This is a genomic window from Nocardioides seonyuensis (genome assembly GCF_004683965.1).
GTDB lineage: Bacteria > Actinomycetota > Actinomycetes > Propionibacteriales > Nocardioidaceae > Nocardioides > Nocardioides seonyuensis.
The window spans coordinates 398,284-423,406 of the sequence record NZ_CP038436.1; the positions used below are offsets into that span (position 1 = coordinate 398,284).

A 25,123-nucleotide genomic window follows, 5' to 3' on the forward strand; every position below is an offset into this window, starting at 1 on the left:
CCCCCTCCACCGGCACGCCCACCGAGCCGCGCACGCGTCGCCGGCTCCCTTCCTTCGGCGTCCAGGTCCTGATCGGCCTGGTGCTCGGCGTCCTGCTGGGCCTCGTCGCGCGCACCATGGGTGCCGACGGTGTCGACGCCGCCACCGGCGAGGTCGACCCCAACTGGCTGACCGAGACCCTCACCACTGTCGGCAGCATCTTCGTGACGCTGTTGAAGACCGTGGTCCCCCCGCTGGTCTTCCTGGCCATCGTGGCCTCCATCGCCAACCTCCGCGAGGTGACAGGAGCGGCACGCCTGGCGTGGAAGACCCTGGCGTGGTTCGCCGGGACCGCCTTGATCGCTGTGGCGATCGGCATCGTCCTGGGCCTGGTGATCCAGCCGGGCAACCACACCAGCGTGTCGGCCGAAGCTGCTGCGGCACCCGACAGCACCGGCTCGTGGCTCGACTTCCTGACCGGCCTGGTGCCCGCCAACATGCTGGGGCTCGAGGCGAGCACCGCGAGCGACGGCTCGGTCGGGCTTTCGTTCAACGTGCTGCAGATCCTGGTCGTGGCGATCGCCGTCGGCATCGCAGCCCTGAAGGTGGGCGAGGCCGCCGACCCGTTCCTGGCCCTCGTGCGCTCGGCACTGGCCGTGGTCCAGAAGGTCCTCTGGTGGATCATCCTGCTCGCACCGATCGCGACCGTCGGCCTGCTCGGCAAGGCGGTGGCGAGCTACGGCTGGGACGCGCTCGGCTCGCTCGGCACCTTCGCCGCCGCGATCTACCTCGGCCTGGCACTGGTGATGTTCGTGGTCTACCCGGTGCTGCTGCGCCAACGGGCTCTCGGTCCGCCAGTTCTTCACCGGCGCCTGGCCGGCCATCTCGCTGGCGTTCGTGTCGCGGTCCTCGATCGGCACCATGCCCGTCACCCAGACGGTCACCGAGCGCAACCTGGGGGTGCCCCGTGCCTACGCCTCGTTCGCGGTGCCCCTCGGCGCCACGACCAAGATGGACGGCTGCGCCTCGATCTACCCCGCCATCTCGGCGATCTTCGTCGCCCAGTTCTTCGGGGTCGACCTCTCGGTCACCGACTACGTGCTCATCGCCTTTGTGTCCGTGATCGGCTCGGCCGCCACCGCCGGGGTGACCGGCGCGACAGTCATGCTGACCCTCACGCTGTCGACCCTCGGGCTGCCCCTGGAGGGTGTGGGGCTGCTGCTCGCGATCGACCCGATCCTCGACATGGGCCGCACCGCCACCAACGTGGCCGGCCAGGCGCTCGTCCCCACCCTGGTCGCGCGTCGCGAGGGCATCCTGGCGACCGACGTCTACGACGCCGACCGCACCGGCGAGGCGTGGCGCGAGGACACCGAGGTCCTCACCCCCGCGGCCTGACCTGAGCAGACGGTTGGCGCCCCCGACAGGATTCGAACCTGTGACCCGCGGATTAGAAGGCCGCTGCTCTATCCAGCTGAGCTACGGAGGCTTGATGCGCTCAGTATCCCAGTGCCCGCGTCAGCCCGAGAACTCGCACGCCCGCCGAGTCGTTCACCGACACGCCGCACAGCGTCCAGACGCGGGCCACCTCAGCAGGTCAGGATCTTCACAGGCCCCGCCACGTATGAGGTAGCGGGGCCGAACACTTCCGGTGCACGTGGGCACAAATAGGTGGAACCCCAGCAAGTATGAGTTGCTGGGGTTCCGGCGTCTTCGGGGCCGAAGCCCTTCCGACAGGACAGTTGTATCCCGCGTGTGACCCGCGACACAAGAGGTCGCGACCACAATCTTCCGGCCGATTTCCCGGCTCCGGCGTGTCCCGCGCGACACGCCGCGGGCTGTGACGGATGGGGCGTCCGTGAGGCGCCTCGGCCCACGCGCGCTAGCGTCGTGGCCGTGATCAGCGACCTCGTCCTCGGCGCGATGTACCTCGGCACGCGTACCGACCGCGACACGTCCTACGCCCTTCTCGACCGCTTCGTCTCGGCGGGCGGCACCACGATCGACACGGCCAACTGCTACGCGTTCTGGGCCCACCCCTCCGGCCACGGCGGCCAGAGCGAGGCCACGATCGGAGAGTGGCTCTGGCTCAACCCGGGCATCCGGGACCGACTGGTGCTCTCGACCAAGGTCGGCGTGGAGCCGCTCGACACCGGCGGGCTCGAGGGCCTGGCCCCGGACGTCGTACGACGCGAGGCGCAGCGCAGTCGCGAGCGGCTCGGCGTCGACGTGCTCGACATCTACTGGGCCCACGGCGAGGACCGGGACACCCCGATCGGCGAGACGGTCGACGCGATGGGCGCCCTGGTGAGCCAGGGCGTCGTACGCCGCCTGGGCCTCTCCAACCACCCGACCTGGCTCCTCGAGCGCGCCCGTGCACACGCGCTGGCCCGGGGCCTCGAGCCGTTCAGCGCCGTGCAGCTGTCGACGTCCTACATCGCACCGCGTCCGGGCGCGCGCGTGGAGGGCAAGGACCACCGCTTCGGGTGGGTGACCGACGAGACGCTGGACTACGCGACGGTGCACCCCAAGGTGGAGGTCTGGGCCTACAGCCCGCTGCTCGGCGGCGCCTACGACCGCGGCGACCGGCCGTTCCCGCGGGCCTACCAGCACAGCGGCACGAGCGACCGGCTCGCCGCGCTCGCCGAGGTCGCGGACCGGCGAGGGCTGAGCCGAGGTCAGGTCGTCCTGGCGTGGCTGCTGCACCGGCGCCCGCAGCTCAGGCCCATCGTCGGCGTGAGCAGCCTGGACCAGCTGGAGTCGGCGCTGGTCGCCGCCGAGGTGGAGCTCGACGACGACGAGCTGGCTCAGCTCGACGCGCCCGCCTGATCAGCACAGTAGTCATCGATCTCGGCCAGGATGCGCGTCTTGACGTCAGCAGGCGCGAAGGAGGCCCGCACCGCGGTGCGCGCCAACCCCGCGACTCCCGCCTCGTCGAGGTCGAGCAGCCCCGCCGCGACCTCGTAGTCGTGGTTGAGCGACGTCGCGAACATCGGCGGGTCGTCGGAGTTGATCGTCACCGTCACGCCGGCCTCCACGAACGTCCGGAGCGGGTGCTCCTCGATCGTGTCGACGGCACCGGTGGCGAGGTTGGAGGTCGGGCACACCTCCAGCACGATGCCCTGGTCGGCCAGGTGGTCGAGCAGCTCGGGGTCGTCGGCGGCCGAGCAGCCGTGACCGATGCGCTCGGCCCCGAGGAGGCGTACGGCGTCCCACACCGTGCCTGCGTCAGTCGTCTCGCCGGCGTGGGGCACCGAGTGCAGGCCGGACGCGCGGGCCGCCTCGAAGTGTGACTGGAACTGGGGCCGGGGCACACCGATCTCGGGCCCTCCGAGGCCGAAGCCGACCAGCGCCTCGGGCCGGTGGTTGAGCGCGTAGTCGAGGGTCGCATCGGCCGCGGCGATCCCGCTCTCGCCCGGGATGTCGTAGATCCACCGCAGCACCAACCCGAAATCGCGTTCGGCCGAGACCCGGGCGTCCTCGATCGCCTCGGTGTAGGCCTGGATCGGGATGCCGCGCAGGACAGAGGTGTAGGGAGTGCAGGTGAGCTCCGCATAGCGCAGCGCCTGCCCCTGGGCCATCTCGCGGGCGACCTCGTAGGTCAGCATCCGCACGTCCTCGGGAGTGCGCACGAGGTCGACCACCGAGAGGTAGACCTCGATGAAGTGCGCGAAGTCGCGGAACTCGAAGAACCGCCGCAGCGCCTCGGCCTCGGTGGGGACCCCGGCTGCCGGGTGGCGCTGCGCGAGCTCCTGGACGATCCGCGGCGAGGCCGAGCCCACGTGGTGCACGTGGAGCTCGGCCTTCGGCAGGCCGGCGATGAAGTCACTCAGGCTCATCCGCCCGAGTCTGGCAGCGCTCCCGCGTGCCGGGCCAATCCCTACTGCTGCAGCAGCTCCGCGAGCTGCTGGGGGTCGGCGTCCTCACCGTCGATACGGATCGTCGGCGTGCTGTTGACGCCGTCCTTGGACATCTGGTCGGTGGCGTTCTTGATCCACTGCTCGTAGACCTTGTCCTCGATGTCTGCGCGGATCTCGGACTCCTCGGCACCCGCCTCGACCGCACGCTCGATGAGCTCGTCGTCATCGAAACCGGGGCCGCCCTCGGCCGGCTGGTTGGCGTAGAGGTCGTCGTGGAAGGCACGGAACGCGTCGATGCCCGCCGTGTCGAGGACGACCAGCAGGGCGTTCAGCGCGCGGGAGGAGTAGTCGTTGGTCGAGGCGCGGTCGAGGAACGAGAGGAGCCGGTAGTCCACCTGGATCTCGCCCGCATCGATGGCCTCGGAGATCTCGTCGCCGAGCTCGGCCTCGAGGTTGGCGCAGGCGGGGCACTGGAGGTCCTCGTAGATCGTCACGGTGCGGGCCGCCTCGGGGTCGCCGACCAGGATGCCGTAGCCGTCGAGCTTGCCCGGGACGGCGTCGCCCTCGGCGTCGGCGGCCGGGTCCTCCGCCACGGACGGCACGTTGTCCGGCGTCTCGCCCGTGGTGTCCATCGCCTGGGTGATGCCGAAGATGATCGCGACGATCGCGACCAGGGCCGCGACCACCCCGCCGATCGTGAGCATCTTGCGACGCCGCTCCGCAGCCTGCCGCTCCTTGAGTGCCTCCGCGGCACGCTGTCGGCGCTGCTCGCGCTTCTCAGGAGTGTTCCGGGCCATCGTGGTTCCTCTCGGCATGTGTCAGGACGGGGCCTGTGTCTGCGTCGTTCGAGTCGGGATCGGTCGAGTCTGCGTCGGTCGGGCGTGGGTCTGTCGCGATGTCTTCGCGCGGGCCGAAGAGCAGGGAGTCGAGGGCCCACCGGGATCGTGGTCGGACGACCAGCCACAGCGACAGGGCCAGAAGTCCCACGTCCCGGGCGATCTCCCAGGGGTACTTCGACGTGGCGTCGGCGTCGTAGCCGCCACCGCCGAAGCAGCCGCAGTCGATCTGGAGGCCTCGCGCCCACGCCGAGGCGATACCGACGATGAACGCGACGAACAGCAGGGCGGAGAGGACGGACATCGGCCGGACCAGGAGGCCGACGACCAGGCACAGCCCGATGACGACCTCGACGACGGGCAGCAGGTGGCCCACGGTCGGCACGATCGCCTCGGGCAGGAGGTCGTAGGCGCGCACGGCACGCACGCTGCTGGCAGGGTCGGGCAGCTTCAGGGCGCCGGCGACCAGCCACACACCGCCCGTCACCAGACGCGCGAGGAGTCCGATCCAGTCCTTCACGGCGTCCAGCCTAGGAGGCGAGGCTGAGCGGTCGCTGAGAGGTCGCGCCGTCGGAGGGTCTGGGTAGGGTGGTCGCTCGTGAACGACAGACTTGTGTGGATCGACTGCGAGATGACCGGTCTCGACCTGCGGGCCGACGCCCTGATCGAGGTGGCGGCGCTGGTCACCGACTTCGACCTCAACGTCCTGGGCGAGGGCGTGGACGTCATCGTCAAGCCTCCCGCCGAGGCGCTCGACCAGATGGTCGAGTTCGTCCGCAGCATGCACGAGACGTCCGGCCTCCTGGCGGCGCTCGACTCCGGCACGACGCTCGCCGACGCCGAGGACCAGGTGCTTTCCTACATCAAGGAGCACTGTCCTGACGGGAGCCGACCGCCCCTGGCCGGCAACACCGTGGCCACCGATCGGGCCTTCCTCGCTCGTGACATGCAGGCCCTCGAGTCGTTCCTCCACTACCGCATCGTCGACGTCTCCTCGATCAAGGAGCTCTCCCGCCGCTGGTTCCCGCGCGCCTACTTCTCGGCTCCCGCCAAGCGTGGCAACCACCGGGCGCTCGCCGACATCCAGGAGAGCATCGAGGAGCTTCGCTACTACCGCGAGGCGGTCTTCCTGCCGCCTCCCGGGCCCGACAGCGCCACCGCCAAGGAGATCGCCGCCCGGCACGCCGGCTCCTTGACCGGACTGGTCGCCGACACCCCTGCCGATGAGGAGTCCGGGCTCTGAGTGCCCTACACTTCTCGTCGTCCTCACGCTCGTCGTGAGCCGACATGGTGGGTATAGCTCAGCTGGTAGAGCGCCGCGTTGTGGTCGCGGATGTCGCGGGTTCAAGTCCCGTTACTCACCCCAGACAGATCGAGCCCCTGGCCGCAGCGATGCGGCCAGGGGCTCGACTGCTGTGCGAGCATCTCGGTCGCGCGCACGTTCCGGACGACCGAAACAGTCAGGAACCCAGCAGCCCCTGCATCGTCTCGATCTCGCGGCTCTGCGTCTCGACGACCTGACCCGCCAGGTCGACTGCGTCCTTGAACTGCCCGTCCTCGCGCTCGGTCTCCGCCATCTCGACGGCACCCTCGTGGTGCTCGACCATCATCTCCAGCCACATGTCCTGGAACTCCTCGTCGGAGGCGTTCTCGAGCGCATCCATCTCCTCGGCGGTCATCATGCCCGGCATGTCGCCGTGGTCGAGGCCGTCCATGTTGTCCGACATGTCGTCCATGTCGTGCCCGGCGTTGTCGTGGTCGCGCATCGTCTCCGGGACGTCCTCACCCCACTCGGTGAGCCAGTCGGCCATCGTCTCGATCTCAGGGCCCTGAGCGGCCCGGACGTCCTCGGCCAGGGCCTGGACCTCGGGGTCGAGGGGTCGGTCGAGAGTCAGGTCGACCATCGAGAGTGCCTGGGCATGGTGCTGGATCATGTCGCTGGCGAAGGCCACGTCGGCGTCGTTGTGCTCGGTCGTGCTGACCTCGCTGGCGCCGACCCCTCCGCCCTCGTCGTCGCCGCACGCGGTGAGACCGGCGGCGAGCGCCAGGGTGAGTGCGAGGGTGCCGAGGGCTCTGGTCCCAGTCCTGGTGCTGCTGCGCATGGGCGGCCTCCTTGGTCGCACTCGATCGTACGGACGCGCCGGGGATCGCGGCGTTCGGGGCACCGGCGGCATAGGTTGGGACGATGGACCCACAGCGCAGCAGCTATGACGTCGTGGTCGTCGGTGGCGGGCACAACGGCCTCGTCTCGGCGGCCTACCTCGCCCGCGCGGGCCTGAGCGTCCTGGTGCTCGAGCGGCTCGGGCACACCGGTGGGGCAGCGGTGTCGGTGGAGCCCTTCAGCGGCCACCCGGCGCGTCTCTCGCGCTACTCCTACCTCGTCAGCCTGATGCCCGAGGAGCTGATGCGCGACCTCGACCTCGACGTGCGCCTCGCCTCCCGCACCACGGCGTCGTACACCCCCTGGTCGCGGGAGGGCCGTGAGGGCGGGCTCCTGGTGGAGCGTCCGGAGGGCGAGGCGACCCGGGCGTCCTTCCGTGAGCTCACCGGCAGCGACGACGAGTACGACGCCTGGCGTGCCTTCTACGGCGAGGTCGCCGACCTCGCACAAGTCGTCGCACCGACGCTCCTGCAGCCCCTCCCCCTCGAGCGCGACGTACGCAGCCGGGTCGACGCGCGCATCTGGGACGACGTGGTGACGCACCCCCTGGGACGCGCCATCGAGTCGCGCTTTCGCGACGACACCGTGCGCGGGGTGGTCGCCACGGACGCCTTGATCGGCACGTTCGCCGCGCTCGACGACCCGTCCCTGGTCCAGAACCGCTGCTTCCTCTACCACCTCATCGGCAACGGCACCGGCGAGTGGCGGGTGCCCATCGGCGGCATGGGCGCGGTGACGGATGCGCTCGCGCGAGCCGCGGCCGCGGCGGGCGCCGAGATCCTCACCAACGCCGGCGTCAGCGCCATCTCGCCCGGAGCCGACGGTGCCGAGGTCACCTGGCACGACGGCTACCGCAGCCGGTCCGCCACCGCCCGCCGCGTGCTCTCCGGCGTGGCGCCGTGGGTGCTGCGGATCCTCCTCGGTGACGGCGAGGACGGCGGCACCAAGCCCGAGGGGTCCCAGCTCAAGATCAACTTCCTCCTCGACCGTCTCCCCCGCCTGAAGTCGGGCGTCGACCCGGAGGTCGCCTTCGCGGGGACCCTGCACCTCTCCGAGGACTACAGCCAGCTGCAGGCGGCGTACGACGCTGCTGCGTCAGGTTCGGTGCCCGACCCGATGCCGGGCGAGGTCTACTGCCACAGCCTCACCGATCCCAGCATCCTCGGTGACCGCGCGGGCTCGGCCCACACCCTCACCTACTTCGGGGTGCACACGCCGGCGGGGCTCTTCGAGCGCAACCACCCGGCCCGTGACCGAGCCATCGCCCGTGCGCTCAGGTCGATCGACGCCGTGCTCGCCGAGCCGCTCGCCGACTGCCTCGCCCGCGACGACGAGGGGCACCCCTGTCTGGAGGCGAAGGTCCCCCAGGACATCGAGCGCGACCTGGCGATGCCGGGCGGCCACATCTTCCACGGCGACCTCGACTGGCCCTGGGCACCCAACCGCGCCAGGCTCGACACGCCCGCCCAGCAGTGGGGTGTGCAGACCGACCACGACGCCGTGCTGCTCTGCGGCTCCGGTGCCCGACGCGGCGGCGCGGTGTCGGGCATCGCCGGGCACAACGCGGCCCAGGCGGCGCTGGCCGACCTCTGATCTCGATTTCGCGCGTCTGTGTGCCGCTGGTAGTGTTTTCCTCGCTTCACCGCGCGCGCCATTAGCTCAATTGGCAGAGCAGCTGACTCTTAATCAGCGGGTTCGGGGTTCGAGTCCCTGATGGCGTACAGATGCAGAAGGCCGGTCCGATTCGGACCGGCCTTCTGCGTTGTCTGAGTGAGTGTCAGCCGACCATGTCGTCGGCCCACGCGTGCCTCGTTCACCCCGGCACGACCCGGGTCACCTGGTGCGAGCGGCGCAGCCGCCCATCGGGGGCGAACTGCCCGAAGAACCCCACCTCGGTCTCGACGCGTCGGTCTCGCATCACCGCGTGGATGGTGAACCGGGCGGCCACCCGGTCGCCCACTGCGACGGCCTCGTGCACCTCGACCGTGAAGTCCTCGAGGTTCTTGCGGATCGGTCCCAGGTGGGCGATGAGCCGGTCGCGGTCGATGGTCACGCCATCGGCGATCTCCAGCACATCCACGGTGTGGAAGCGGTCCACCACACTGGCCGGATCGGCCTGGGGGTCCAGCGCGGTGGTGGTGAAGTCGGTGAAGAACTTCTGGATGAAGGCAGCAGGGTCAGCGTGTGTCGTCGTCACGGCCCTGACGCTAGGGGTGAGTTGTTACCCTGACAACCGTGTCAGACTTAGCCCCGTCCAGGCGCCGACCCCGCTCGGACGCGCTACGGAGCCGGACGGCGTTGATCCACGCTGCGATCCACGTGCTTGCGGATGATCCGGACGCCGACCTCGCCCGGGTCGCGACGACCGCAGGGCTGAGCAGGCAGACCCTCTACGCCCACTTCGGTTCCCGCTCCGGTCTGCTCGACGCGGTCGTCCACCACATCACGGGTGAGGCCGCCGGCCTGATCCGGGATGCGCGACTCGAGCAGGGCACCGCCCGCGACGCGCTGGTCCGCTACCTCGACGTGTTCTCCCGCATGCCCAGCGCGTGGACGCGCGTCGCCGCGACCGCGACGGAAGGGCAGAGCAGTGCGGACTCGGCCGAGGTGCACCGGCCCGTCGTCGATCCGTTGGCCGCCATCGTGCGCCGGGGGCAGGACGCCGGGGAGTTCACCACCGACCTGCCCGCGGCGTGGCTCAGCGCGGCCACCGTCGCACTCGGCCATGCCGCCCACGAGCAGGAGAGCCGCGGCGAGCTGACACGGGAGCAGGCCCGAGCCGCACTGCGCACCACCCTGCTGCGGTTGTACGGCGCTGGGGACGACTGAACCGCCGCACGCGAGCGGTACCACACGGCGTACAGATGCAGAAGGCCGGTCCGAGTCGGACCGGCCTCCTGCGTTGTCTGATCAGGTGAAGATGCTGACGCCACCCGGCCCGACGAGCAGGCCGACGATGATCAGGACCACGCCCCACAGGACTTGTCCTCGCACGAGCGAGACGATGCCGGACACCACGAGGATGACGGCAAGGATCCACAAGATGAGTGCCACGATCTACCCCTTTCGATTCTTGTCTACCTAGCCGTACCCGGCTTTCGGGGCGATAGCCGCGGGCGACGCCCCTCAGAGGTAAAGACCGGTCGAGCCGGCGTCCAGGCGCTCGGCCGCGACCGCGTGGACGTCACGCTCGCGCATGACGACGTAGACCTCGCCCTGCACCTCGACCTCGGCCTTCTCCTCGGGATCGAACAGCACGCGGTCGCCGACCTCGACGGCGCGGGCGTGCGGCCCGACGGCGATGACGCGGGACCACGCGAGACGACGCGCGCCCATCGCCGCAGTCGCCGGGATGACGATGCCTCCTGCCGAGCGGCGCTCGCCGGCCTCCTGGTCGACCTCGACCAGCAGCCGGTCGTGGAGCATCTTGATCGGGGCGTTGCCCGAGGCACCGGGCATGGGTCAGCCGGCGACCTTGCGCACGACCACGAACAGCACGACCACACCCACGACTCCGCCGACGACCTTGAGGATGTTGTCGGTGCGCGGGGCTCCGGTGCGGGTGTCGACGAAGTGGGACTTCACCTCCGCGACCTCGCGGCTCACGATGGTCTTGGGGTGGGCGCGGTGGGCGAGCTGGTCGATCGTGCTGGCCAGCCGCTGCCGGGTGTCCTCGATCTCGCGCTCGAGGGCGCTCAGTTCCTTGGTCACCCGGGAAGGCTACCAATCCGGCGCGGGTCGAACCCCCAGGGCAGCTCGAGCCGGTGCGCGCGCATCAGCGCCTCGTCGGTGAGGACGTCGTACGTCGGCGCGTCGGCCACGACGCTGCCCTCGCTGAGGACGACCGCGCGCGGACACAGCTCGAGCGCGTAGGGCAGGTCGTGGGTGACCATCAGGAGCGTGACGTCGAGCCCGCGCAGGATGTCGGCGAGCTCGCGCCGGCTGGCCGGGTCGAGGTTGGAGCTCGGCTCGTCGAGGACGAGGATCTCGGGCTCCATCGCCAGCACCGTCGCCACCGCGACCCGGCGGCGCTGCCCGTAGGAGAGGTGGTGCGGCGGACGGTCGACGTACTCCCCCATGCCGACCTTGGCCAGCGCCTCCTCGACCCGCCGGTCGAGCGCGGCTCCGCGCATGCCCAGGTTGGCGGGGCCGAAGGCGACGTCCTCGCGCACCGTGCCGAGGAAGAGCTGGTCGTCGGGGTCCTGGAAGACGATGCCGACACGACGGCGGATCTCGCGCAGGTTCTTCTTCTCCACGGGAAGGCCGCTCACGGCCACGCTGCCCGCACCCTGTCCGCCCGAGCCGGCGCCGAGGATTCCGTTCAGGTGGTGGACCAGCGTGGTCTTGCCGGCCCCGTTGGGCCCGAGCAGCGCGACCCGCTCGCCGGCGTGAACGTGGAGGTCGACGCCGTAGAGCGCCTGGTGGCCGTCGGGGTAGGCGAAGGCCAGTCCACGCACGTCCAGCACGGGCGTCGTCATGGCAGCCGACCTGTGTAGCCGCGCGACAGCATGGCGAGGTGGACCCGTTCGCCACGCTCGTAGGAGCGGATGAACAGGGCTCCCATCGCGCGCGCCAGGGTCGGCCAGTGCCTCGGCGAGCGTGGCTCGCACCCACGCGATCGCATGGCGACCATCATGCGTCCGAGCTCGGCAGTCACCACGTCGAGGTAGCGGATCATGAAGGACATGATCTGCACGATCTGATCGGGCATCCGCAACCGCTGCAGGCCCTTGAGCACGTCGGGCGCCTCCGTCGTGGCGGCCAGCGTCAGGGAGGCGAGCACCCCGATCGTGCCCTTGAGGAGCAGGGCGATCGCCGCGACCAGCCCGGGCTCGGAGACCGAGATCCCCAGCACGGTCGTGCGGGGACCCGTCGCCACGAAGGGCACGAGCACGGCGAAGACGGCGAACGGCACCTCGATGACCATCCGCTTCGCGAGATAGGTCGGCGGGACCCGGGAGACCGCGACCACACCCAGCAGCACGAGGGCCTCCACCGCGAACACGGCGTAGGCCTGACGAGGGGTCGCGACCACGACAAGCATGAAGACGACGAGCGCCACCAGCTTGAGGTGGGCGGGTGCGCGGTGGACGGGGCTGTGCCCGTGGAAGTGGAGCCGATGGCCGTGGCCGGCACCCATCAGGAATCGACCTTCTCGTCGTCGGAGCGACGGCGCAGCAGCCAGAAGAGACCACCGCCGAGGACGCCGACCACCACGACACCGGCTACGCCCGCGAGTCCGCCGCTGAGCCGGTCGTTGTCGACGCCCGGCGTCGTGTAGTCCGGCAGTGGGCTGTCGACCTTGGACTCGTCGGCGCTGTCGAGGAAGCCAGTCTGTTCGGCCACGTGCTCGAGCCCGTCGGGGCGGGCGCTGGCGTAGTAGCTCGCACCGCCCGCCAGCAGCAGCACGACGAGGACGGCAACCGCATAGAACGTACGACGACTCACGCGGCCCCTCCTTCACGAACGGTCGTGCGGATCTCCAGCCGGCGCTCCGCGAGGACGTGCCTGGCGCCGTGCACGAGATCAGGGCGGGTGGCCACGACGCTGCCGACGACCAGCGCCGTGATCACGCCCTCACCCAGCCCGATGATCGTGTGCCAGCCCACCATCGCGGTCAGCACCGTGCCTGCGTCGATCGGCGCGGTGCCGCCGACCGCGAAGAGCCCGGAGAACACGACGGCGGTCGCGAGCACGCTCGCGAGGCCGGCGACCGCGGCCGCCGGCGGGACCGACGAGAGACGTCGCGGCAGCAGGTGTCGTACGGCGGCGAAGACGAACCAGCCCACGACGACACCCACCAGTGCCATCAGCGTGATGTTCGTGCCGAGCGCCGTGATGCCACCGTCTGCCATGAACAGGGCCTGCACCAGGAGCACCACACTGATGGCCAGGACGGCTGACCAGGGCCCGACCAGGATCGCCGCCAACGCACCGCCCATCAAGTGGCCGCTGGTCCCGGCGCCGACGGGGAAGTTGATCATCTGACCGGCGAAGACGAAGGTGGCGACGAGGCCGGCCATGGGGGCGGTACGGTCGTCGAGTTCGCGGCGCGCGCCCCTGAGCGCGACCGCGATCCCGGCCGCTGCCACCACTCCCGTCGCCACGGACGTGGGGGCGTCGAGGAAGCCATCAGGAACGTGCATGATGCCAAGCGTAGTTAATTGCAACTGACTTGCAACAAGGAGGCCCCGTGAGCCAGCGACTCTCCCCCGGCGATGCCGCACCCGAGTTCACCCTGACGTCCGACACCGGCGAGGAGGTGTCCTTGGCCGACCTGCGCGGGCGGAGGGTGATCGTCTACTTCTACCCAGCCGCGATGACGCCCGGCTGCACCAAGCAGGCCTGCGACTTCACCGAGTCCCTCGACTCCCTGCGCGGCGCCGGCTACGAGGTCCTCGGCATCTCCAAGGACAAGCCGGCCAAGCTGGCGAAGTTCCGCGAGCGTGACGCACTGACCCTCACCCTGCTGTCGGACGAGTCACTCGAGGTCCACAAGGCCTACGGCGCCTACGGCACGAAGAAGCTCTACGGCAAGGAGGTCGAGGGGGTCATCCGCTCCACCTTCGTCGTCGACGAGGACGGAAAGGTCGAGGTCGCCCAGTACAACGTGAAGGCGACCGGGCACGTGGCGAAGTTGCGCCGGGACCTCGGTCTCGACTGAACTGACCCCTCCCACACAGGTGGGGCGGAGCCGGAGTGGTGGAACAGGCAGACACGCAGGATTTAGGTTTCTGTGCCCCCAGGGGCGTGCGGGTTCGACTCCCGCCTTCGGCACCGGTACGACGACTCGGCGCATGTGCGCCCACGATGTGACACAGACCACTAGGGTCAGCGCCCATGGACTCAGCGCTCACCACCATCGGCCTGCCGGTCGCCCTGGCCATCATCATGTTCGGCCTCGGCCTCGACCTGACCGTCGGGGACTTCCGGCGGGTGGGGCGTCAGCCCAAGGCGGTGTCGATCGCCCTGGGCTGCCAGATCCTCCTGCTTCCACTCATCTGCTTCGGCCTCGTCGTGGCGTTCGACCTGCCGGCGCTGCTGGGCATCGGGATGCTGCTGCTCGCGGCGTCTCCGGGGGGCACCACCGCCAACCTCTTCAGCCACCTGTTCCGTGGTGACGTCGCCCTGAACATCACCCTGACCGCCATCAACACGGTGATCGCCATCGTGACGCTCCCCCTCATCACGGGCTTCGCCATCGCCTACTACGACCGTCAGGACGACGTGTCGATGCCTCTGGTCGAGGTCGTGAAGGTGTTCGCCCTGATCCTGCTCCCGGTGGGGCTGGGCATGCTGGTCAACGCTCGCAACCACGCCTTCGCCGAGCGGATGGACAAGCCGGTGCGCATCGGGTCGGCCGTGATCCTCGCGATCATGGTGCTCGGCATCCTGCTGTCGGAGCGTGACAACGTGGTCGACTACATCGGTGACGTCGGCGCAGTCACCGCGATCTTCTGCGCCACGAGCCTGGTCCTCGGGTTCTTCGTCCCGCGAGCACTGGGCGTCTCGGGGCCGCAGGCGATCGCCTCGTCCATGGAGATCGGCGTGCACAACGGCACGCTGGCGATCTACGTCGCGATCGAGGTGCTCGACAGCGTGGAGATCTCGGTACCTGCCGCGGTCTACTCGATCATCATGTTCATCTTCGCCGCCCTCTGGGGAAGCTGGGTCTCGCGTCGCGTCGCCTCCGATGCACCGAGGGTGGAGTCGGCCCTCAGCTGAGAAAGGCCGCCACCTGCGGCGCCAGCTCGCGCAGGGCCCGGCCCCGGTGGGAGATCAGGTCCTTCTCTGCCGGATCGAGCTCGGCGGAGGTGAGCCCCTCGGCGGAGTGCTCGTCGGCGACGAACACGACGTCGTAGCCGAACCCGCCAGTGCCTCGCTGCTCGCGGATGATCCGGCCGTCCATCCGCCCGTGCACCACGAGCTCGCGACCGTCGGGATGGACCATGGCGACCGCGCAGGCGAAGTGGGCGCTGCGCCGGTCGTCGGGCACGTCGTGCAGCTGGTCGAGCAACAGCTCGTTGTTGCGGGCGTCCCGCCCGCCCTCGACTGCCTTGGAGCTCCCCGACCACCGGGCAGACAGCACGCCGGGCATGCCGTTGAGGGCATCCACGCACAGGCCGCTGTCGTCGGCGATCGAGAGCAGCCCGGTGACTCGCGCCCCGGCACGGGCCTTGAGCAGCGCGTTGCCCTCGAACGTCGGCTGGTCCTCCACCGGCTCGTCGTAGGCCGCGACGTCATCGAGGCCGACGACCTCCACGTCGGGGAGGTGCTCGGCCAGGATGCGCTGCATCTCGGCCAGCTTCTTGGCGTTGCGGGAGGCGAGGAAGACCCTCATCCGGCGAGCGCCTCCTGCTGGAGGCGGGTCAGGTCGGCGCAGCCCTTCTCGGCCAGTGCCAGCAGGGCGTCGAGCTCGGCGCGGTCGAACGCAGCACCCTCCGCAGTGCCCTGAACCTCGACGAACTTGCCGTCGCCGGTCATCACGACGTTCATGTCGGTCTCGGCGCGGACGTCCTCGACGTAGGGGAGGTCGAGGCGCGGCACCCCGTCGATGATCCCCACGGAGACGGCCGCGACCGAGCCCGTCAGCGGATCGCCGGTGAGCGCTCCCTTGTCGCGAAGGTGGGCGACGGCGTCGGCGAGAGCGACGTAGGCGCCCGTGATCGCGGCGGTGCGCGTGCCACCGTCGGCCTGCAGGACGTCGCAGTCGAGCACGATGGTGTTCTCGCCGAGGGCGCGGTAGTCGATCACGGCCCTCAGTGAGCGGCCGATCAGGCGCGAGATCTCGTGGGTGCGACCGCCGATGCGTCCCTTGACGGACTCGCGGTCCGAGCGGGTGTTGGTGGCGGCCGGGAGCATGGCGTACTCCGCAGTCACCCAGCCCAGGCCCGAGCCCTTGCGCCACCGCGGCACACCCTCGCTGGCGGACGCCGCGCAGAGGACCTTGGTGCCGCCGAACTCCACCAGCACCGAACCCGCCGCGTGGTCGAGCCAGTGGCGGGTGATCGTGATCGGTCGGAGCTGGTCGTCGGTGCGGCCGTCAGCGCGTGCAGTGGGGGTGGCGTTCATGGGCCAGACCCTAACGGGGCGTCCCGACGCCTCTTCCCGCAGACGACGCAAGCCGGACCCGGTCGTCCCCCGTGAACGACCGAGCCCGGCTGTGGTGGCCCACTCCCCCGCGGTGGGCCAGATCTGGGGAGCTACTTGAGCTCTGTGCGGCGTACGCGGTTCCAGCCGAGGGCCAGCGGCAGCACGACCCAGAGGAGAACGGTCACCGCCACCTGCGCGTAGACCTTGCCCTCGATGTCGGTGGAGCCGTCGGTCAGCGGGGTCATCGCGAAGCCGAGGTCCAGCCACGGCACGACGTCCTCGCCCCAGCTGAAGATGGCGTAGATCGGGCCGTAGACCATGAAGGGCAGGAGCAGCGCGACGACGTAGTAGATCGCGATCGCTGCTGGCGTGCTGAGCAGGACCATGCCGAAGCCGAAGGCCATGAGGAAGAACAGCACCTGTGAGACCAGGGTCCAGGCGAGGCTGCTCGAGTCGATCGTCCAGTCCGCCCCGTTGCCGCTGAGCGCTCCGGCCACCACGTTGGTGATGGCCCCGAGGAGGAACGCCACCGCGATCGTCGCGACCGCCAGCGCCACCACGGTGACCAGCTTGCTGGCCATCACCCGCATGCGGTGAGGCTCGAGGGCGAAGGTCACCAGGCCGGTGCGCTGGCTCCACTCGCTCGTCACCGAGGTGATGGCGAGCACGGGGAGCAACAGGCTCAGCGGGATGGTGAGGATCTGGGCGATGTTGCCGGCGGTGACCTCGACCTCGTCGTTCAGCGCGACCACGAGCAGGGTGATGCCGGCGGCCAGCACCAGGAGCCCGGCGGTCGTCAGCAGCAGCCAGAATCCCGACCTCGTGTCGCGCATCTTGCGGAGCTCGACCGCGACGAGCCTGCCGAACGGGGTGGGCTGGGTGCGCGAGACGTCGATCGCGGGAGAAGCCGTGGTGGTGCTCATGCCTGCGCTCCTTCTGCGGGCGCGCCCACGGCCGGGGCGCCGTCGCGCTGCGTATCGGCGGTGAGCTCGAGGAAGAGGGTCTCCAGACCGCCGCCGGCGGGCCGCAGGTCGACGAGGACGATCTGCTTCTCCGCAGCCACCTGGCCGACCTGGACGGGCTCGGCCTCGACCCGCAGGCCGTCACCGGCTGGTACGACGGTGTGGCCGGCCGCCTCGAGCGCGTGGGCCAGCGAGCTGCTGTCGGTCGCGGTGACGAAGGTGCCGTGGGCGGTGCCGGCGAGCAGGGACTTCTTGTCTCCCTGGGCGACGATGCGCCCGCGTCCGATGAGGATCATCTCGTCGGCGATCAGCTCGACCTCGTTGAGGAGGTGGCTGGAGAGCAGGACGGTGCCGCCGCGGTCGGCGTAGTCCTTGAGGAGCCCGCGCATCCACCTGATCCCGGCCGGGTCGAGGCCGTTGGCGGGCTCGTCGAGGATGAGGACGGCCGGGTCGCCGAGCAGCGCGTGGGCGATGCCGAGGCGCTGGCGCATGCCGAGCGAGTAGTTGCGGATCCGGCGCTTCGCCTCGACCTCGGAGAGGCTCACCATCTCCAACATCTCGTCGACGCGCGACATCGGCAGGCCCATCAGCTTGGCACCGAGGGCCAGCACCTCCCGACCCGTGCGCCCGGCGTGCTGTGCCGAGGCGTCGAGCAGCACCCCCACGTGACGGCCCGGGTTGGGGATGTCTCGGTAGGCGTGGCCGCCGATCGTGGCGGTGCCCCCGGTGGCGGGGGTGAGTCCCGCCATGACCCGCATGGTCGTGGTCTTGCCCGCGCCGTTGGGTCCGAGGAACCCGGTGACTCGTCCGGGGCGACAGTGGAAGGACACGTCGTCGACGGCGGTGAAGTCGCCGTACCTCTTGGTGAGGCCCTCTACCCGGATCATGCCGACAGGCTCCCACCCCGACTCCGGGCCGCGCATCGGTCCGAGGACTCGCCCGGTCCCCTACCTAAGTAGGGGACGGCTGGCACCACCTAGCCTTGCGCGCATGGACCAGGTCAGCGACGCCTCACGGCCGCCGCTGACCTGGCGCGGCCAGGCCTGGCGGCTCGCCGTGTGCATGGTCATCTCCGTCTTCGCCTGGTCCACGGCCGTCGAGGCCGAGTGGACGTCCCACCGGGGCCTGTTCTGGACCGAGATCGTCCTCGGGGTGGTGGCCTACGTCCTGGTGCTCTGGCGGCGGGCGGCCCCCGTGCCGATCGCCCTCGGCATCGCCGCGATGAGCGCCCTGTCCGGCATCGCGGCCGGCCCCGCGACGCTCGCCGCCGTCTCGGTGGCGACGCAGCGTCGAGCCGGCCCCATCGTCCTGGTCGGGGTCGTCAACTTCGTCGCGGCGACGACCTACACGTTCACGGCGCCCTTCGAGCTGCACATGCCGCCGTGGGTCTCGGTCGTGATCAACCTCGTGGTGAACTCCGCGATGATGGGCTGGGGCATGTACCTCGGCTCACGCCGGGAGCTCATCTGGACGCTCCACCAGCGTGCCGTGCGTGCCGAGTCAGAGCGAGACCTCCGGCTGGCCCAGGCGCGCAGCGTCGAGCGGGAGCGCATCGCCCGCGAGATGCACGACGTCCTTGCGCACCGCATCACCCAGGTGTCGATGCAGGCCGGCGCGCTCGCCTTCCGCGACGACCTCGCGGCCGAGCAGCTGCGCAGCGGGCTCAAGGACATCCAGGGGAAGGCCAACGAGGCCATCCACGAGCTGCGCGGGGTGCTCGGCGTCCTGCGCGACCACACCACGGGGGCCCTGGTCGAGGCGCCGCAGCCGACCCACGCAGACATCGCCCAGCTCGTCGAGAGGGCGCGCCAGGAGGGTGTCAACATCACGTACGACGACCGCATAGACACATCGGTCGAGCCGGTGCCCGGCGGCGTCGGCCGCGCGCTCTACCGCATCGTCCAGGAGGGCATCACCAACGCGCACAAGCACGCCCCGGGAGCAGCCCTCCACGTCACGGTCGACGGCGGCCCCGACGAGGGCCTCAACCTGGAGATCGCCAACCCGCTGGGCTTCACCGGCAGCGGCACGCCGGGAGCCGGCCTCGGCCTGGTGGGCCTGGCCGAGCGCGTCGAGCTGCGCGGCGGGCGGCTCGCGCACGGCGTGGAGGGTCAATGGTTCGTCCTGAGGGCGTGGATACCGTGGACGACATGACGACACGGGTCCTGATCGTCGACGACGACCCACTCGTGCGCTCGGCCCTCACCCTCATGCTCGGCGGCCAGCCGGACCTCGAGGTCGTCGGCGAGGCCGGTGACGGTGCCGAAGGGCTCCAACAGGTCGAGCTCCTGGGCCCGGACGTGGTGCTGATGGACATCCGGATGCCCACGATGAGCGGGCTGGAGGCGACGCGGCAGCTCCACGCGCGCGAGGACCCGCCGCGGGTCATCGTGCTGACGACCTTCGACGCCGACGACTACGTCGTCGCCGCGGTCGCCGCAGGCGCCGACGGCTTCCTGCTCAAGGACACCGAGCCCTCGGACATCGTCGACGCGGTGCGTCGCGTCGCTGACGGCGAGGCCATGCTCTCCCCCGGCGTCACCCGGACCATCCTCGACCAGGTCCGCCGCCGCGCTCCTGACGAGCGGGCCGCGAAGGCGTCGCTCCGGGTGGGCCTGCTCACCGCACGGGAGCGGGAAGTGGCCGTCTGCGTCGGTCGCGGACTGAGCAACGCCGAGATCGCCCGCGAGCTCCACCTGTCGGTGCCCACCGTCAAGGCCCACGTCTCGAGGCTCTTCGACAAGCTCGCTGCGACCAACCGGGTGCAGATCGCGATGTGCGTGCACGACGCTGGGCTCGTCTGACCGGATCGGCGGGGCACGCCCGCCATCCTCGGGCGGCGTGACGATGCCCATGCCGCCGCCTGGATCGGGCGTGCGCTCCGGCCCAGTGGGTACGGCAGGTGTCGAACCCACCATGACCCACGAAAGGGACGATCCGTGACCGACGCAGCCGAGAAGGACGTCATCAGCCTGCTCCGCGACCAGCACCAGCGGATCCGCGGCCTCTTCGACGACGTCTCGGGCGCCTCCACGACCGAGTCCAAGCAGGTCCTCTTCGACGAGCTCCGCCGCCTGCTGGCGGTGCACGAGACCGCCGAGGAGATGGTCACGCACCCGAGGGCGCGGATGGCCGACGGCAACGCCGTCGTGGACTCCCTGCTGGCGGAGGAGCACGAGGCCAAGGAGATGCTGGCCGACCTTGACGGGATGGACGTGAGCGATGCGGGCTTCGACGCGAAGCTCGCCACCCTTCGGAGCGCAGTGCTGGCTCATGCCGAGCACGAAGAGCTCGAGGAGTTCCCGCTGCTCCGCAGCAGCAACGACGAGCAGTCGCTCGAGCTCATGGCCAAGGCGGTGCGCGCCGCCGAGGCGATTGCCCCCACCCATCCGCACCCGCGCGCCGGGGAGTCGCTGATCACGAATGCGGCCCTCGGCCCGATCGCCTCCGTGGTCGACCGCACACGAGACGCCGTACGCGCTGTGCTCGGCTGACCCGCGCGCTGGCCTGGCTCGTTCTCCTGGGCACGTGCGCCCAGTGCGGTGAGCCAGGCGAGCTGAAGAGAGCTCGTGAGGAGGTGGGCGCGATCAAGGATCGCGCCGACCCGCGAGAGCATCGCGCCGCTGACCTGTCAGGTGACTCGGGTACGACGCGCCCGCATCACGACCGCCCTACTCGTGCTGTCCAGGGGACGCACGCAGTGGCAGGGGCGACCCGACACGGGTGGGATCGGGGGTCACGCAGTAGGGGGCAGGGTGATCGTGCCGCTGACGGTGACGAGGGCGGTGAGGGCGGCGGGTCCGGTCCAGAGGTAGGTGCCGGGTGCGGTGCGTCGGTAGCTCCAGCCGCCTGCTGTCTTGGCGCGGTGGTGTCTTCGACACAGCGGCGCAAGATTGTCAGGTCTCGTCTGGCCCGGTGGTCCGCCTTCGTCGGGGTCCTCGTAGGGCTCGATGTGGTCGAGGTCCGCCCTTCGTGACGGGTGGGGGCACCACGGGAAGACGCAGGTCGAGTCTTGGAGAACGACCTGCTCTGACATCCGCGGGGGCGGGTCGTGGCGGTCGACGGACCAGGTGTCCTCGGAGGCGACGTGGAGCACCGGCTGGATGGTGAGGCGGGAGCGGCCGGCCCAGTCCTTGATCTGGGCCAGGGTGACCGGGCCGAGCCCTTCGACGGTGCCGATTGCACCGGACGTGCCGGCGACGACGTCGGCGAGGGAGGCGTGGAGGTAGAGCCGGACCTTCGCATCACGTCGCTCGATGAGTCGACGGCGCACCTCGGTGCGCTCATCCGGGGTCGTGTCGCCTCTGAGGAGACTGGTGAGGTCCAGACGAGCCTGGGCGTCGGCGATCACACCGAGGGCCTTGGCCTTGCGGACCTCGAAGGTGTCGTCGTCACCGAGGGAACCGAGTGCTTCTGCTTCGGCGCAGACGATGTCGTGGAACCGGGTCAGGTCGAGGGTGTCGCCGATCGCGTGGATCTCTGAGGTGGCGCCGCCCTGACTCGGGTCGCGGTGCTTGAGCCGGACGTCCCACTGCGACCGCGCACGTTTCTCCTTCTCGGCCAGGGGCTCGCCGTCGACGCGGGCGGCAGCCTCGGCGATCAGCCGGTCCAGGGCTGCGAACCCCAGGGATCCGACCCGGCCGGCAGTCTGCCGGTCCACCCACAGGGCAGCGTCGAGGGACAGGTCTCGGGTGCGGACCGCGACCCGGCGGGCCTTCCACGCAGGCACGAAGCCGGCTTGGGTCTGGTGCCACAGCACCGGGAGTCGGTGGTGGAGGTCCAGCGCATCAGCCATCAGCGCCGTCGCAGCAGTGGGTGCGATGCCGCAGGCGACCGCCAACGGCTCGGCGGTGAACGCCGCCACCGCGGGCGTTCCTCGGCCGCCCAGCGTCTCCGGGGTCTCCAACACCGACGGCAGGGCAGGCCCATGAGGAGTCTCGGCCGCGTCGACGACCGGGTGTGCGATTGCCCATTCGTAGGCGATCCGCAGCTGGTGAACCGCTGCCTCGCGCAGCACCGCCTCGCACTCGGCCGCCTGCTCCAGCAGGCCACGCACGCTCGCGTCCGCGAGGTCCACGACCTCGAGATCGGAGTCCTGCTGGATGCTGGTCATGAGGACAAGTCAACCAGTCACCACTGACACTGAAGGCCCGAGAACCCCCTATTCCACAGAGGTTTCGAGACAGGACTCCGTCCTTCCTCAACCAGCGAGCGTGCGGGGTTTCGAGACAGGACTTCGTCCTTCCTCAACCACCGAGGGGGTGGGGTTTCGAGACAGGACTTCGTCCTTCCTCAACCACCCAGCATGCGGGGTCTCGAGACAGGACTTCGTCCTTCCTCAACCACCGCCGAGGACGCCCGGCCTCCAGCAACGGGGGTGGAGGGACGCCCAGTGGGACTCAGACGTCGTATGTTGCGCCGGCGACGGCGACGTCGAGAGGGCCGTCCCACACCCGGGCCGCGTGCTCACGCTGGAGCTCGGGGTCGTACCACGCAGGAATGTGCGTGAGGACCAGCCGGCCGACCCCGGCCTCGCGTGCGGCCTCCCCGGCCTCGCGACCGGTGAGGTGGATGCCCGGCGGATTTTCGTCGCCCTCGCGGAACGCCGCCTCCGCCAGCAGCAGGTCGGCCCCCCGCGCGGACTCGACGACGGCGGCACACGCGGCGGTGTCTCCGGTGTAGGCGATCGCGCGGCCACCGGCCTCGACCCGCAGCGCATAGGCAGGGATCGGATGGACGACCTTCGTCGGGGTGACGGTGAACGGGCCCACGGTGACGGGAGCAGCGTCGTACTCGATGAAGTCGAACTCCTCGTTCATGCCCGGGTCCTCGTCGAGGTCGTAGGCCTTCGCGAGGCGCCTGGCCGAGTCGGCAGGGCCGTGCACCGGGATGCGTGGCTGCGCGCCGCTGGGGTGGTACTTGCGCATGACGTAGTAGCCGCAGAGGTCGAGGCAGTGGTCGGCGTGGAGGTGGCTGAGGAACACCGCGTCGATCGTGAACGGGTCGACGTGCCGCTGCAGTGCGCCGAGCGCGCCGTTGCCGAGGTCGAGCAGGAGGCGCCACGTGCGGCGCTCCCCCGCCTCGGAGACGGTCTCGTGCTCGACGAGGTAGCAGCTGGCCGCCGAGTCCGGACCCGGGAAGGAGCCCGAGCACCCGATGACGGTGAGCCTCATCGGAGCCCCCCGGCGAACTGGCCCCACGCGAGCTGGGAGGCGCCGAGCAGCTCGGAGCCGAGGAAGCGGCGTCCGATCGTCGCGAAGTCGTCGGGGCTGCCGGTGGTCGAGAAGAGGTAGCTCGGCTCCCCGTCGGGACGCATCAGTCCGGTCGCGGCGAGCAGCTTGTAGACGTCCTTGGCGCACTCCTCGGCCGAGCTGACCATCGTGACGTCGTCACCCATGACGTAGGAGATGACACCGGTCAGCAGCGGGTAGTGGGTGCACCCCAGGATCAGCGTGTCGACGCCGGCGGAGACGAGCGGATCGAGGTAGTCGTGCGCCACGTCGAGGAGCTCGTCGCCGCCGGTCATGCCCTGCTCGACGAAGTCCACGAACCGGGGGCACGCAGCGATGTGGAGCTCGAGGTGGGGCGCGGCGGCGAAGGCGTCCTCGTAGGCCATCGACTCAGCGGTGGCTCGGGTGCAGATCACACCGACCTTGCCGGAGCGGGTCGCCGAGACCGCCCTGCGCGCGGCCGGCAGGATCACCTCGACCACGGGCACGTCGTAGCGCTCGCGAGCATCCCGCAGCATCGCGGCACTGGCCGAGTTGCAGGCGATGACCAGGGCCTTGACGCCTTGCGCGTAGAGGTGGTCGAGGCACTCCAGGGCGTACTCGCGCACCTCGCTGATCGGCTTGGGCCCGTAGGGCTGGCGGGCAGTGTCGCCGAGGTAGAGCACCGACTCGTGCGGCAGCTGGTCGATGACCGAGCGCGCGACCGTCAGCCCACCGAATCCGGAGTCGAAGATCCCGATGGGGGCGTCGGGCGTCATGGCAGGCACGGTCAGCAAGGCTAAGCGCTGCGGGCCCGGGTGGCACGTGCGCGGGCACGTCAATCAGGTCACACTTCCGCGCCCGCGGTTCGACTGCCCCGACTATCCTCGCTGGGTGCTGTCCCGAACCCGTGTCGCCCTGACCGCCCTCACCGCCCTGGCCGCCGTCGCCGCGCCCGGCTCCACCCTGCTCGCACCCACGGCCGCCGAGGTGTCCACGACCGGCGGAGCGCCGGCGGAGCGCGTCGAGCGCGACTCGGCCGACGACGTGGTGACATCAGTGCTCGCCATCTCCGTCGACGGGCTGAACCCCACGGCACTGGGTCGCCTGGGTCGTGAGGGCACACCCCACCTGCACGCGTTCATGGACGCGGGTGCCTACACCCTCAACGCCCGCACCGAGCGTGAGCTGACCATCACCCTGCCCAACCACACCGGCATGGTGACCGGGCGCCGCGTCGAGCAGGCGACCGGCGGGCACGGCGTCACGTGGAACGACGACCGTCGACGCCCCCGCACGGTGCAGGCCGCCGCTCGGCGACCGGTCGACTCCGTCTTCGACGTCGTCCATGACGCCGGCGGCTCGACCGCCCTCTTCGCCAACAAGACCAAGTTCTCGCTGTGGGAGCGGTCGTGGGGCGACAGCATCGACAGGACGAAGATCAGCCTCGACGCGCGGCGGCTCGTGCGTGCGACGATGCGTGACCTCGAGGGCTCCGAGCGTGCGCTCAGGTTCCTCCACATCGGACTGCCCGACGCAGCCGGGCACGCCAAGGGGTTCATGTCGCGCCCCTACATGCGGGCCGTACGGCAGGTGGACGTCCTCGTCGGCGAGCTGATCGACACCGTGATGTCCGATCCCACCCTCGCGGGGAGCGTGGCGGTGATCCTGACCGCCGATCACGGGGGCCTCGGCAAGAGCCACTCCGCGAAGGCCCGCCTGGTCAACTACAGGGTGCCGTTCATGGTGCGTGGCCCGGGTGTCGCGCCCGGAGCCGACCTCTACGACCTCAACCCCGACTACGCCGACCCCGGCACCCGTCGGACCAGCTACGACGACGACCTCCAGCCTGTGCGCAACGGCGCCCTGGCGAACCTCGCCCTCGACTTCCTCGACCTCCCAGCGATCCCGGGCAGCGAGCACAACGCGGCGCTCGACCTCGACGTGAACGAGGTCAGCGCCCAGCGACCCTGATGTCGTACAGTCGCCGCGGTGCGCGCACGGGCGCGCGGAATATGGGGGC

Annotated in this window: 29 protein-coding genes, 4 tRNA genes and 1 pseudogene; 14 read left to right on the top strand and 20 right to left on the bottom strand. The window is 70.3% G+C overall.

Translation table 11 applies throughout. The features are described 5' to 3' along the window. Positions 1-116 precede the first annotated feature (116 nt). A pseudogene (locus EXE58_RS01915) lies at positions 117-1,377 on the top strand (dicarboxylate/amino acid:cation symporter). 14 nt (positions 1,378-1,391) lie between these two features. Here the strand turns inward: EXE58_RS01915 and EXE58_RS01920 are convergent. Next, positions 1,392-1,468 (bottom strand) — tRNA-Arg (locus EXE58_RS01920). A 407-nt stretch (positions 1,469-1,875) separates the two neighbouring features. Here EXE58_RS01920 and EXE58_RS01925 point away from each other — a divergent pair. Continuing rightward, a complete protein-coding gene (locus EXE58_RS01925; protein ID WP_244242381.1) occupies positions 1,876-2,808 on the top strand; it encodes an aldo/keto reductase in 933 nt (310 codons plus the stop codon). Here EXE58_RS01925 and EXE58_RS01930 read toward each other — a convergent pair. Genes EXE58_RS01930 through EXE58_RS01940 form a run of 3 tightly spaced genes read right to left on the bottom strand, consistent with a single transcriptional unit; the run spans position 2,787 to position 5,195 of the window. After that, positions 2,787-3,818 carry an adenosine deaminase gene (locus EXE58_RS01930; protein ID WP_135266321.1) on the bottom strand — a complete coding sequence of 344 codons (1,032 nt, stop codon included), beginning with the start codon at positions 3,816-3,818 and terminating at the stop codon, positions 2,787-2,789. The genes EXE58_RS01925 and EXE58_RS01930 overlap by 22 nt on opposite strands. A gap of 41 nt (positions 3,819-3,859) precedes the next feature. Continuing rightward, on the bottom strand, positions 3,860-4,636 hold the full coding sequence (locus EXE58_RS01935) for a DsbA family protein (protein ID WP_167288624.1): 777 nt from the start codon (positions 4,634-4,636) through the stop codon (positions 3,860-3,862). Further along, the gene (locus tag EXE58_RS01940; RefSeq protein ID WP_244242382.1) at positions 4,617-5,195 is read right to left on the bottom strand and encodes a MauE/DoxX family redox-associated membrane protein; all 579 of its coding nucleotides are present in this window, start codon (positions 5,193-5,195) and stop codon (positions 4,617-4,619) included. Before EXE58_RS01940 ends, EXE58_RS01935 begins: the two co-directional genes overlap by 20 nt. Positions 5,196-5,273: 78 nt before the next feature. On the opposite strand from EXE58_RS01940, the gene orn reads away from it, so the two are divergent. After that, positions 5,274-5,918 carry an oligoribonuclease gene (orn, locus tag EXE58_RS01945; protein WP_135266323.1) on the top strand — a complete coding sequence of 215 codons (645 nt, stop codon included), beginning with the start codon at positions 5,274-5,276 and terminating at the stop codon, positions 5,916-5,918. A gap of 47 nt (positions 5,919-5,965) precedes the next feature. Further along, positions 5,966-6,041: transfer RNA gene (locus EXE58_RS01950), tRNA-His, on the top strand. A 94-nt stretch (positions 6,042-6,135) separates the two neighbouring features. Here EXE58_RS01950 and EXE58_RS01955 read toward each other — a convergent pair. Next, positions 6,136-6,777, bottom strand: coding sequence for a DUF305 domain-containing protein (locus tag EXE58_RS01955; RefSeq protein ID WP_135266324.1), 642 nt, complete (start codon positions 6,775-6,777; stop codon positions 6,136-6,138). 83 nt (positions 6,778-6,860) lie between these two features. Between EXE58_RS01955 and EXE58_RS01960 the strand changes: the two genes are divergently transcribed. Both EXE58_RS01960 and EXE58_RS01965 read left to right on the top strand, forming a co-directional pair. Next, the gene (locus tag EXE58_RS01960; protein WP_135266325.1) at positions 6,861-8,429 is read left to right on the top strand and encodes a phytoene desaturase family protein; all 1,569 of its coding nucleotides are present in this window, start codon (positions 6,861-6,863) and stop codon (positions 8,427-8,429) included. A 55-nt stretch (positions 8,430-8,484) separates the two neighbouring features. Beyond that, positions 8,485-8,557 (top strand) — tRNA-Lys (locus tag EXE58_RS01965). A 92-nt stretch (positions 8,558-8,649) separates the two neighbouring features. On the opposite strand, the gene EXE58_RS01970 is transcribed toward EXE58_RS01965, so the two are convergent. Then, positions 8,650-9,033, bottom strand: a complete 384-nt coding sequence (locus EXE58_RS01970; RefSeq protein ID WP_135266326.1) for a nuclear transport factor 2 family protein — start codon at positions 9,031-9,033, stop codon at positions 8,650-8,652. A gap of 38 nt (positions 9,034-9,071) precedes the next feature. On the opposite strand from EXE58_RS01970, the gene EXE58_RS01975 reads away from it, so the two are divergent. Further along, positions 9,072-9,665, top strand: coding sequence for a TetR/AcrR family transcriptional regulator (locus tag EXE58_RS01975; RefSeq protein WP_167288625.1), 594 nt, complete (start codon positions 9,072-9,074; stop codon positions 9,663-9,665). 81 nt (positions 9,666-9,746) lie between these two features. Here EXE58_RS01975 and EXE58_RS19380 read toward each other — a convergent pair whose 3' ends face one another. The 7 genes from EXE58_RS19380 to EXE58_RS02005 all read right to left on the bottom strand — a co-directional run bounded on the left by EXE58_RS19380 (position 9,747) and on the right by EXE58_RS02005 (position 12,982). Continuing rightward, the gene (locus EXE58_RS19380) at positions 9,747-9,890 is read right to left on the bottom strand and encodes a GPGG-motif small membrane protein (RefSeq protein WP_167288626.1); all 144 of its coding nucleotides are present in this window, start codon (positions 9,888-9,890) and stop codon (positions 9,747-9,749) included. Between the two features lie 72 nt (positions 9,891-9,962). Then, a complete protein-coding gene (locus tag EXE58_RS01980) occupies positions 9,963-10,295 on the bottom strand; it encodes a GroES family chaperonin (RefSeq protein WP_135266328.1) in 333 nt (110 codons plus the stop codon). A gap of 3 nt (positions 10,296-10,298) precedes the next feature. Then, the gene (locus EXE58_RS01985; RefSeq protein WP_135266329.1) at positions 10,299-10,547 is read right to left on the bottom strand and encodes a DUF3618 domain-containing protein; all 249 of its coding nucleotides are present in this window, start codon (positions 10,545-10,547) and stop codon (positions 10,299-10,301) included. After that, the gene (locus EXE58_RS01990) at positions 10,544-11,314 is read right to left on the bottom strand and encodes an energy-coupling factor ABC transporter ATP-binding protein (protein WP_135266330.1); all 771 of its coding nucleotides are present in this window, start codon (positions 11,312-11,314) and stop codon (positions 10,544-10,546) included. The genes EXE58_RS01985 and EXE58_RS01990 overlap by 4 nt, the downstream gene beginning before the upstream one ends. Continuing rightward, positions 11,311-11,976 carry a cobalt ECF transporter T component CbiQ gene (gene cbiQ / locus EXE58_RS01995; protein WP_135266331.1) on the bottom strand — a complete coding sequence of 222 codons (666 nt, stop codon included), beginning with the start codon at positions 11,974-11,976 and terminating at the stop codon, positions 11,311-11,313. Before cbiQ ends, EXE58_RS01990 begins: the two co-directional genes overlap by 4 nt. Then, entirely contained in the window at positions 11,976-12,284 is a 309-nt protein-coding gene (locus EXE58_RS02000) for a PDGLE domain-containing protein (protein WP_135266332.1), read from the bottom strand. Before EXE58_RS02000 ends, cbiQ begins: the two co-directional genes overlap by 1 nt. Beyond that, complete coding sequence (locus tag EXE58_RS02005; protein WP_135266333.1) at positions 12,281-12,982, bottom strand: energy-coupling factor ABC transporter permease; 702 nt, start codon at positions 12,980-12,982, stop codon at positions 12,281-12,283. Before EXE58_RS02005 ends, EXE58_RS02000 begins: the two co-directional genes overlap by 4 nt. A gap of 47 nt (positions 12,983-13,029) precedes the next feature. Between EXE58_RS02005 and bcp the strand changes: the two genes are divergently transcribed. From bcp to EXE58_RS02020, 3 genes are all read left to right on the top strand, one after another. After that, complete coding sequence (gene bcp, locus EXE58_RS02010) at positions 13,030-13,500, top strand: thioredoxin-dependent thiol peroxidase (RefSeq protein ID WP_135266334.1); 471 nt, start codon at positions 13,030-13,032, stop codon at positions 13,498-13,500. A gap of 29 nt (positions 13,501-13,529) precedes the next feature. Next, positions 13,530-13,613, top strand: a tRNA-Leu gene (locus tag EXE58_RS02015). A gap of 63 nt (positions 13,614-13,676) precedes the next feature. Next, complete coding sequence (locus EXE58_RS02020) at positions 13,677-14,561, top strand: bile acid:sodium symporter family protein (RefSeq protein WP_135266335.1); 885 nt, start codon at positions 13,677-13,679, stop codon at positions 14,559-14,561. Here the strand turns inward: EXE58_RS02020 and rdgB are convergent. The 4 genes from rdgB to EXE58_RS02040 form a co-directional block, all read right to left on the bottom strand. Beyond that, a complete protein-coding gene (rdgB, locus tag EXE58_RS02025; protein WP_135266336.1) occupies positions 14,554-15,177 on the bottom strand; it encodes an RdgB/HAM1 family non-canonical purine NTP pyrophosphatase in 624 nt (207 codons plus the stop codon). The genes EXE58_RS02020 and rdgB overlap by 8 nt on opposite strands. Continuing rightward, complete coding sequence (rph, locus tag EXE58_RS02030; RefSeq protein ID WP_135266337.1) at positions 15,174-15,908, bottom strand: ribonuclease PH; 735 nt, start codon at positions 15,906-15,908, stop codon at positions 15,174-15,176. Before rph ends, rdgB begins: the two co-directional genes overlap by 4 nt. A 131-nt stretch (positions 15,909-16,039) precedes the next feature. After that, positions 16,040-16,852, bottom strand: a complete 813-nt coding sequence (locus tag EXE58_RS02035) for an ABC transporter permease (RefSeq protein ID WP_135266338.1) — start codon at positions 16,850-16,852, stop codon at positions 16,040-16,042. Then, positions 16,849-17,778 carry an ABC transporter ATP-binding protein gene (locus EXE58_RS02040; protein ID WP_135266339.1) on the bottom strand — a complete coding sequence of 310 codons (930 nt, stop codon included), beginning with the start codon at positions 17,776-17,778 and terminating at the stop codon, positions 16,849-16,851. The genes EXE58_RS02035 and EXE58_RS02040 overlap by 4 nt, the downstream gene beginning before the upstream one ends. Positions 17,779-17,881: 103 nt before the next feature. On the opposite strand from EXE58_RS02040, the gene EXE58_RS02045 reads away from it, so the two are divergent. From EXE58_RS02045 to EXE58_RS02055, 3 genes are all read left to right on the top strand, one after another. Next, positions 17,882-19,045 carry a sensor histidine kinase gene (locus EXE58_RS02045; RefSeq protein ID WP_167288627.1) on the top strand — a complete coding sequence of 388 codons (1,164 nt, stop codon included), beginning with the start codon at positions 17,882-17,884 and terminating at the stop codon, positions 19,043-19,045. Continuing rightward, a complete protein-coding gene (locus EXE58_RS02050) occupies positions 19,042-19,695 on the top strand; it encodes a response regulator (RefSeq protein ID WP_135266341.1) in 654 nt (217 codons plus the stop codon). The genes EXE58_RS02045 and EXE58_RS02050 overlap by 4 nt, the downstream gene beginning before the upstream one ends. A 135-nt stretch (positions 19,696-19,830) precedes the next feature. Then, complete coding sequence (locus EXE58_RS02055; protein ID WP_135266342.1) at positions 19,831-20,385, top strand: hemerythrin domain-containing protein; 555 nt, start codon at positions 19,831-19,833, stop codon at positions 20,383-20,385. Between the two features lie 242 nt (positions 20,386-20,627). Here the strand turns inward: EXE58_RS02055 and EXE58_RS02060 are convergent, their stop codons facing one another. From EXE58_RS02060 to murI, 3 genes are all read right to left on the bottom strand, one after another. Beyond that, on the bottom strand, positions 20,628-22,004 hold the full coding sequence (locus tag EXE58_RS02060; RefSeq protein ID WP_135266343.1) for an HNH endonuclease signature motif containing protein: 1,377 nt from the start codon (positions 22,002-22,004) through the stop codon (positions 20,628-20,630). Positions 22,005-22,290: 286 nt separating this feature from the next. Further along, complete coding sequence (locus EXE58_RS02065) at positions 22,291-23,064, bottom strand: MBL fold metallo-hydrolase (RefSeq protein WP_135266344.1); 774 nt, start codon at positions 23,062-23,064, stop codon at positions 22,291-22,293. After that, the gene (murI, locus tag EXE58_RS02070) at positions 23,061-23,879 is read right to left on the bottom strand and encodes a glutamate racemase (RefSeq protein ID WP_135269375.1); all 819 of its coding nucleotides are present in this window, start codon (positions 23,877-23,879) and stop codon (positions 23,061-23,063) included. The genes EXE58_RS02065 and murI overlap by 4 nt, the downstream gene beginning before the upstream one ends. A 115-nt stretch (positions 23,880-23,994) precedes the next feature. Between murI and EXE58_RS02075 the strand changes: the two genes are divergently transcribed. After that, positions 23,995-25,074, top strand: a complete 1,080-nt coding sequence (locus EXE58_RS02075; protein ID WP_135266345.1) for an alkaline phosphatase family protein — start codon at positions 23,995-23,997, stop codon at positions 25,072-25,074. The last annotated feature ends 49 nt before the right edge of the window (positions 25,075-25,123 follow it).

Bases quoted from the DNA above. Each gene is read 5' to 3' on its own strand.
- EXE58_RS01930 (WP_135266321.1), bottom strand. From the start codon at position 3,818: ATGAGCCTGAGTGACTTCATCGCCGGCCTGCCGAAGGCCGAGCTCCAC.
- EXE58_RS01935 (WP_167288624.1), bottom strand. From the start codon at position 4,636: ATGGCCCGGAACACTCCTGAGAAGCGCGAGCAGCGCCGACAGCGTGCC.
- EXE58_RS01955 (WP_135266324.1), bottom strand. From the start codon at position 6,777: ATGCGCAGCAGCACCAGGACTGGGACCAGAGCCCTCGGCACCCTCGCA.
- EXE58_RS01960 (WP_135266325.1), top strand. From the start codon at position 6,861: ATGGACCCACAGCGCAGCAGCTATGACGTCGTGGTCGTCGGTGGCGGG.
- EXE58_RS01980 (WP_135266328.1), bottom strand. From the start codon at position 10,295: ATGCCCGGTGCCTCGGGCAACGCCCCGATCAAGATGCTCCACGACCGG.
- EXE58_RS01990 (WP_135266330.1), bottom strand. From the start codon at position 11,314: ATGACGACGCCCGTGCTGGACGTGCGTGGACTGGCCTTCGCCTACCCC.
- cbiQ (WP_135266331.1), bottom strand. From the start codon at position 11,976: ATGGGTGCCGGCCACGGCCATCGGCTCCACTTCCACGGGCACAGCCCC.
- EXE58_RS02005 (WP_135266333.1), bottom strand. From the start codon at position 12,982: ATGCACGTTCCTGATGGCTTCCTCGACGCCCCCACGTCCGTGGCGACG.
- EXE58_RS02020 (WP_135266335.1), top strand. From the start codon at position 13,677: ATGGACTCAGCGCTCACCACCATCGGCCTGCCGGTCGCCCTGGCCATC.
- rdgB (WP_135266336.1), bottom strand. From the start codon at position 15,177: ATGAGGGTCTTCCTCGCCTCCCGCAACGCCAAGAAGCTGGCCGAGATG.
- rph (WP_135266337.1), bottom strand. From the start codon at position 15,908: ATGAACGCCACCCCCACTGCACGCGCTGACGGCCGCACCGACGACCAG.
- EXE58_RS02035 (WP_135266338.1), bottom strand. From the start codon at position 16,852: ATGAGCACCACCACGGCTTCTCCCGCGATCGACGTCTCGCGCACCCAG.
- EXE58_RS02040 (WP_135266339.1), bottom strand. From the start codon at position 17,778: ATGATCCGGGTAGAGGGCCTCACCAAGAGGTACGGCGACTTCACCGCC.
- EXE58_RS02045 (WP_167288627.1), top strand. From the start codon at position 17,882: ATGGACCAGGTCAGCGACGCCTCACGGCCGCCGCTGACCTGGCGCGGC.
- EXE58_RS02050 (WP_135266341.1), top strand. From the start codon at position 19,042: ATGACGACACGGGTCCTGATCGTCGACGACGACCCACTCGTGCGCTCG.
- EXE58_RS02060 (WP_135266343.1), bottom strand. From the start codon at position 22,004: ATGACCAGCATCCAGCAGGACTCCGATCTCGAGGTCGTGGACCTCGCG.
- EXE58_RS02065 (WP_135266344.1), bottom strand. From the start codon at position 23,064: ATGAGGCTCACCGTCATCGGGTGCTCGGGCTCCTTCCCGGGTCCGGAC.
- murI (WP_135269375.1), bottom strand. From the start codon at position 23,879: ATGACGCCCGACGCCCCCATCGGGATCTTCGACTCCGGATTCGGTGGG.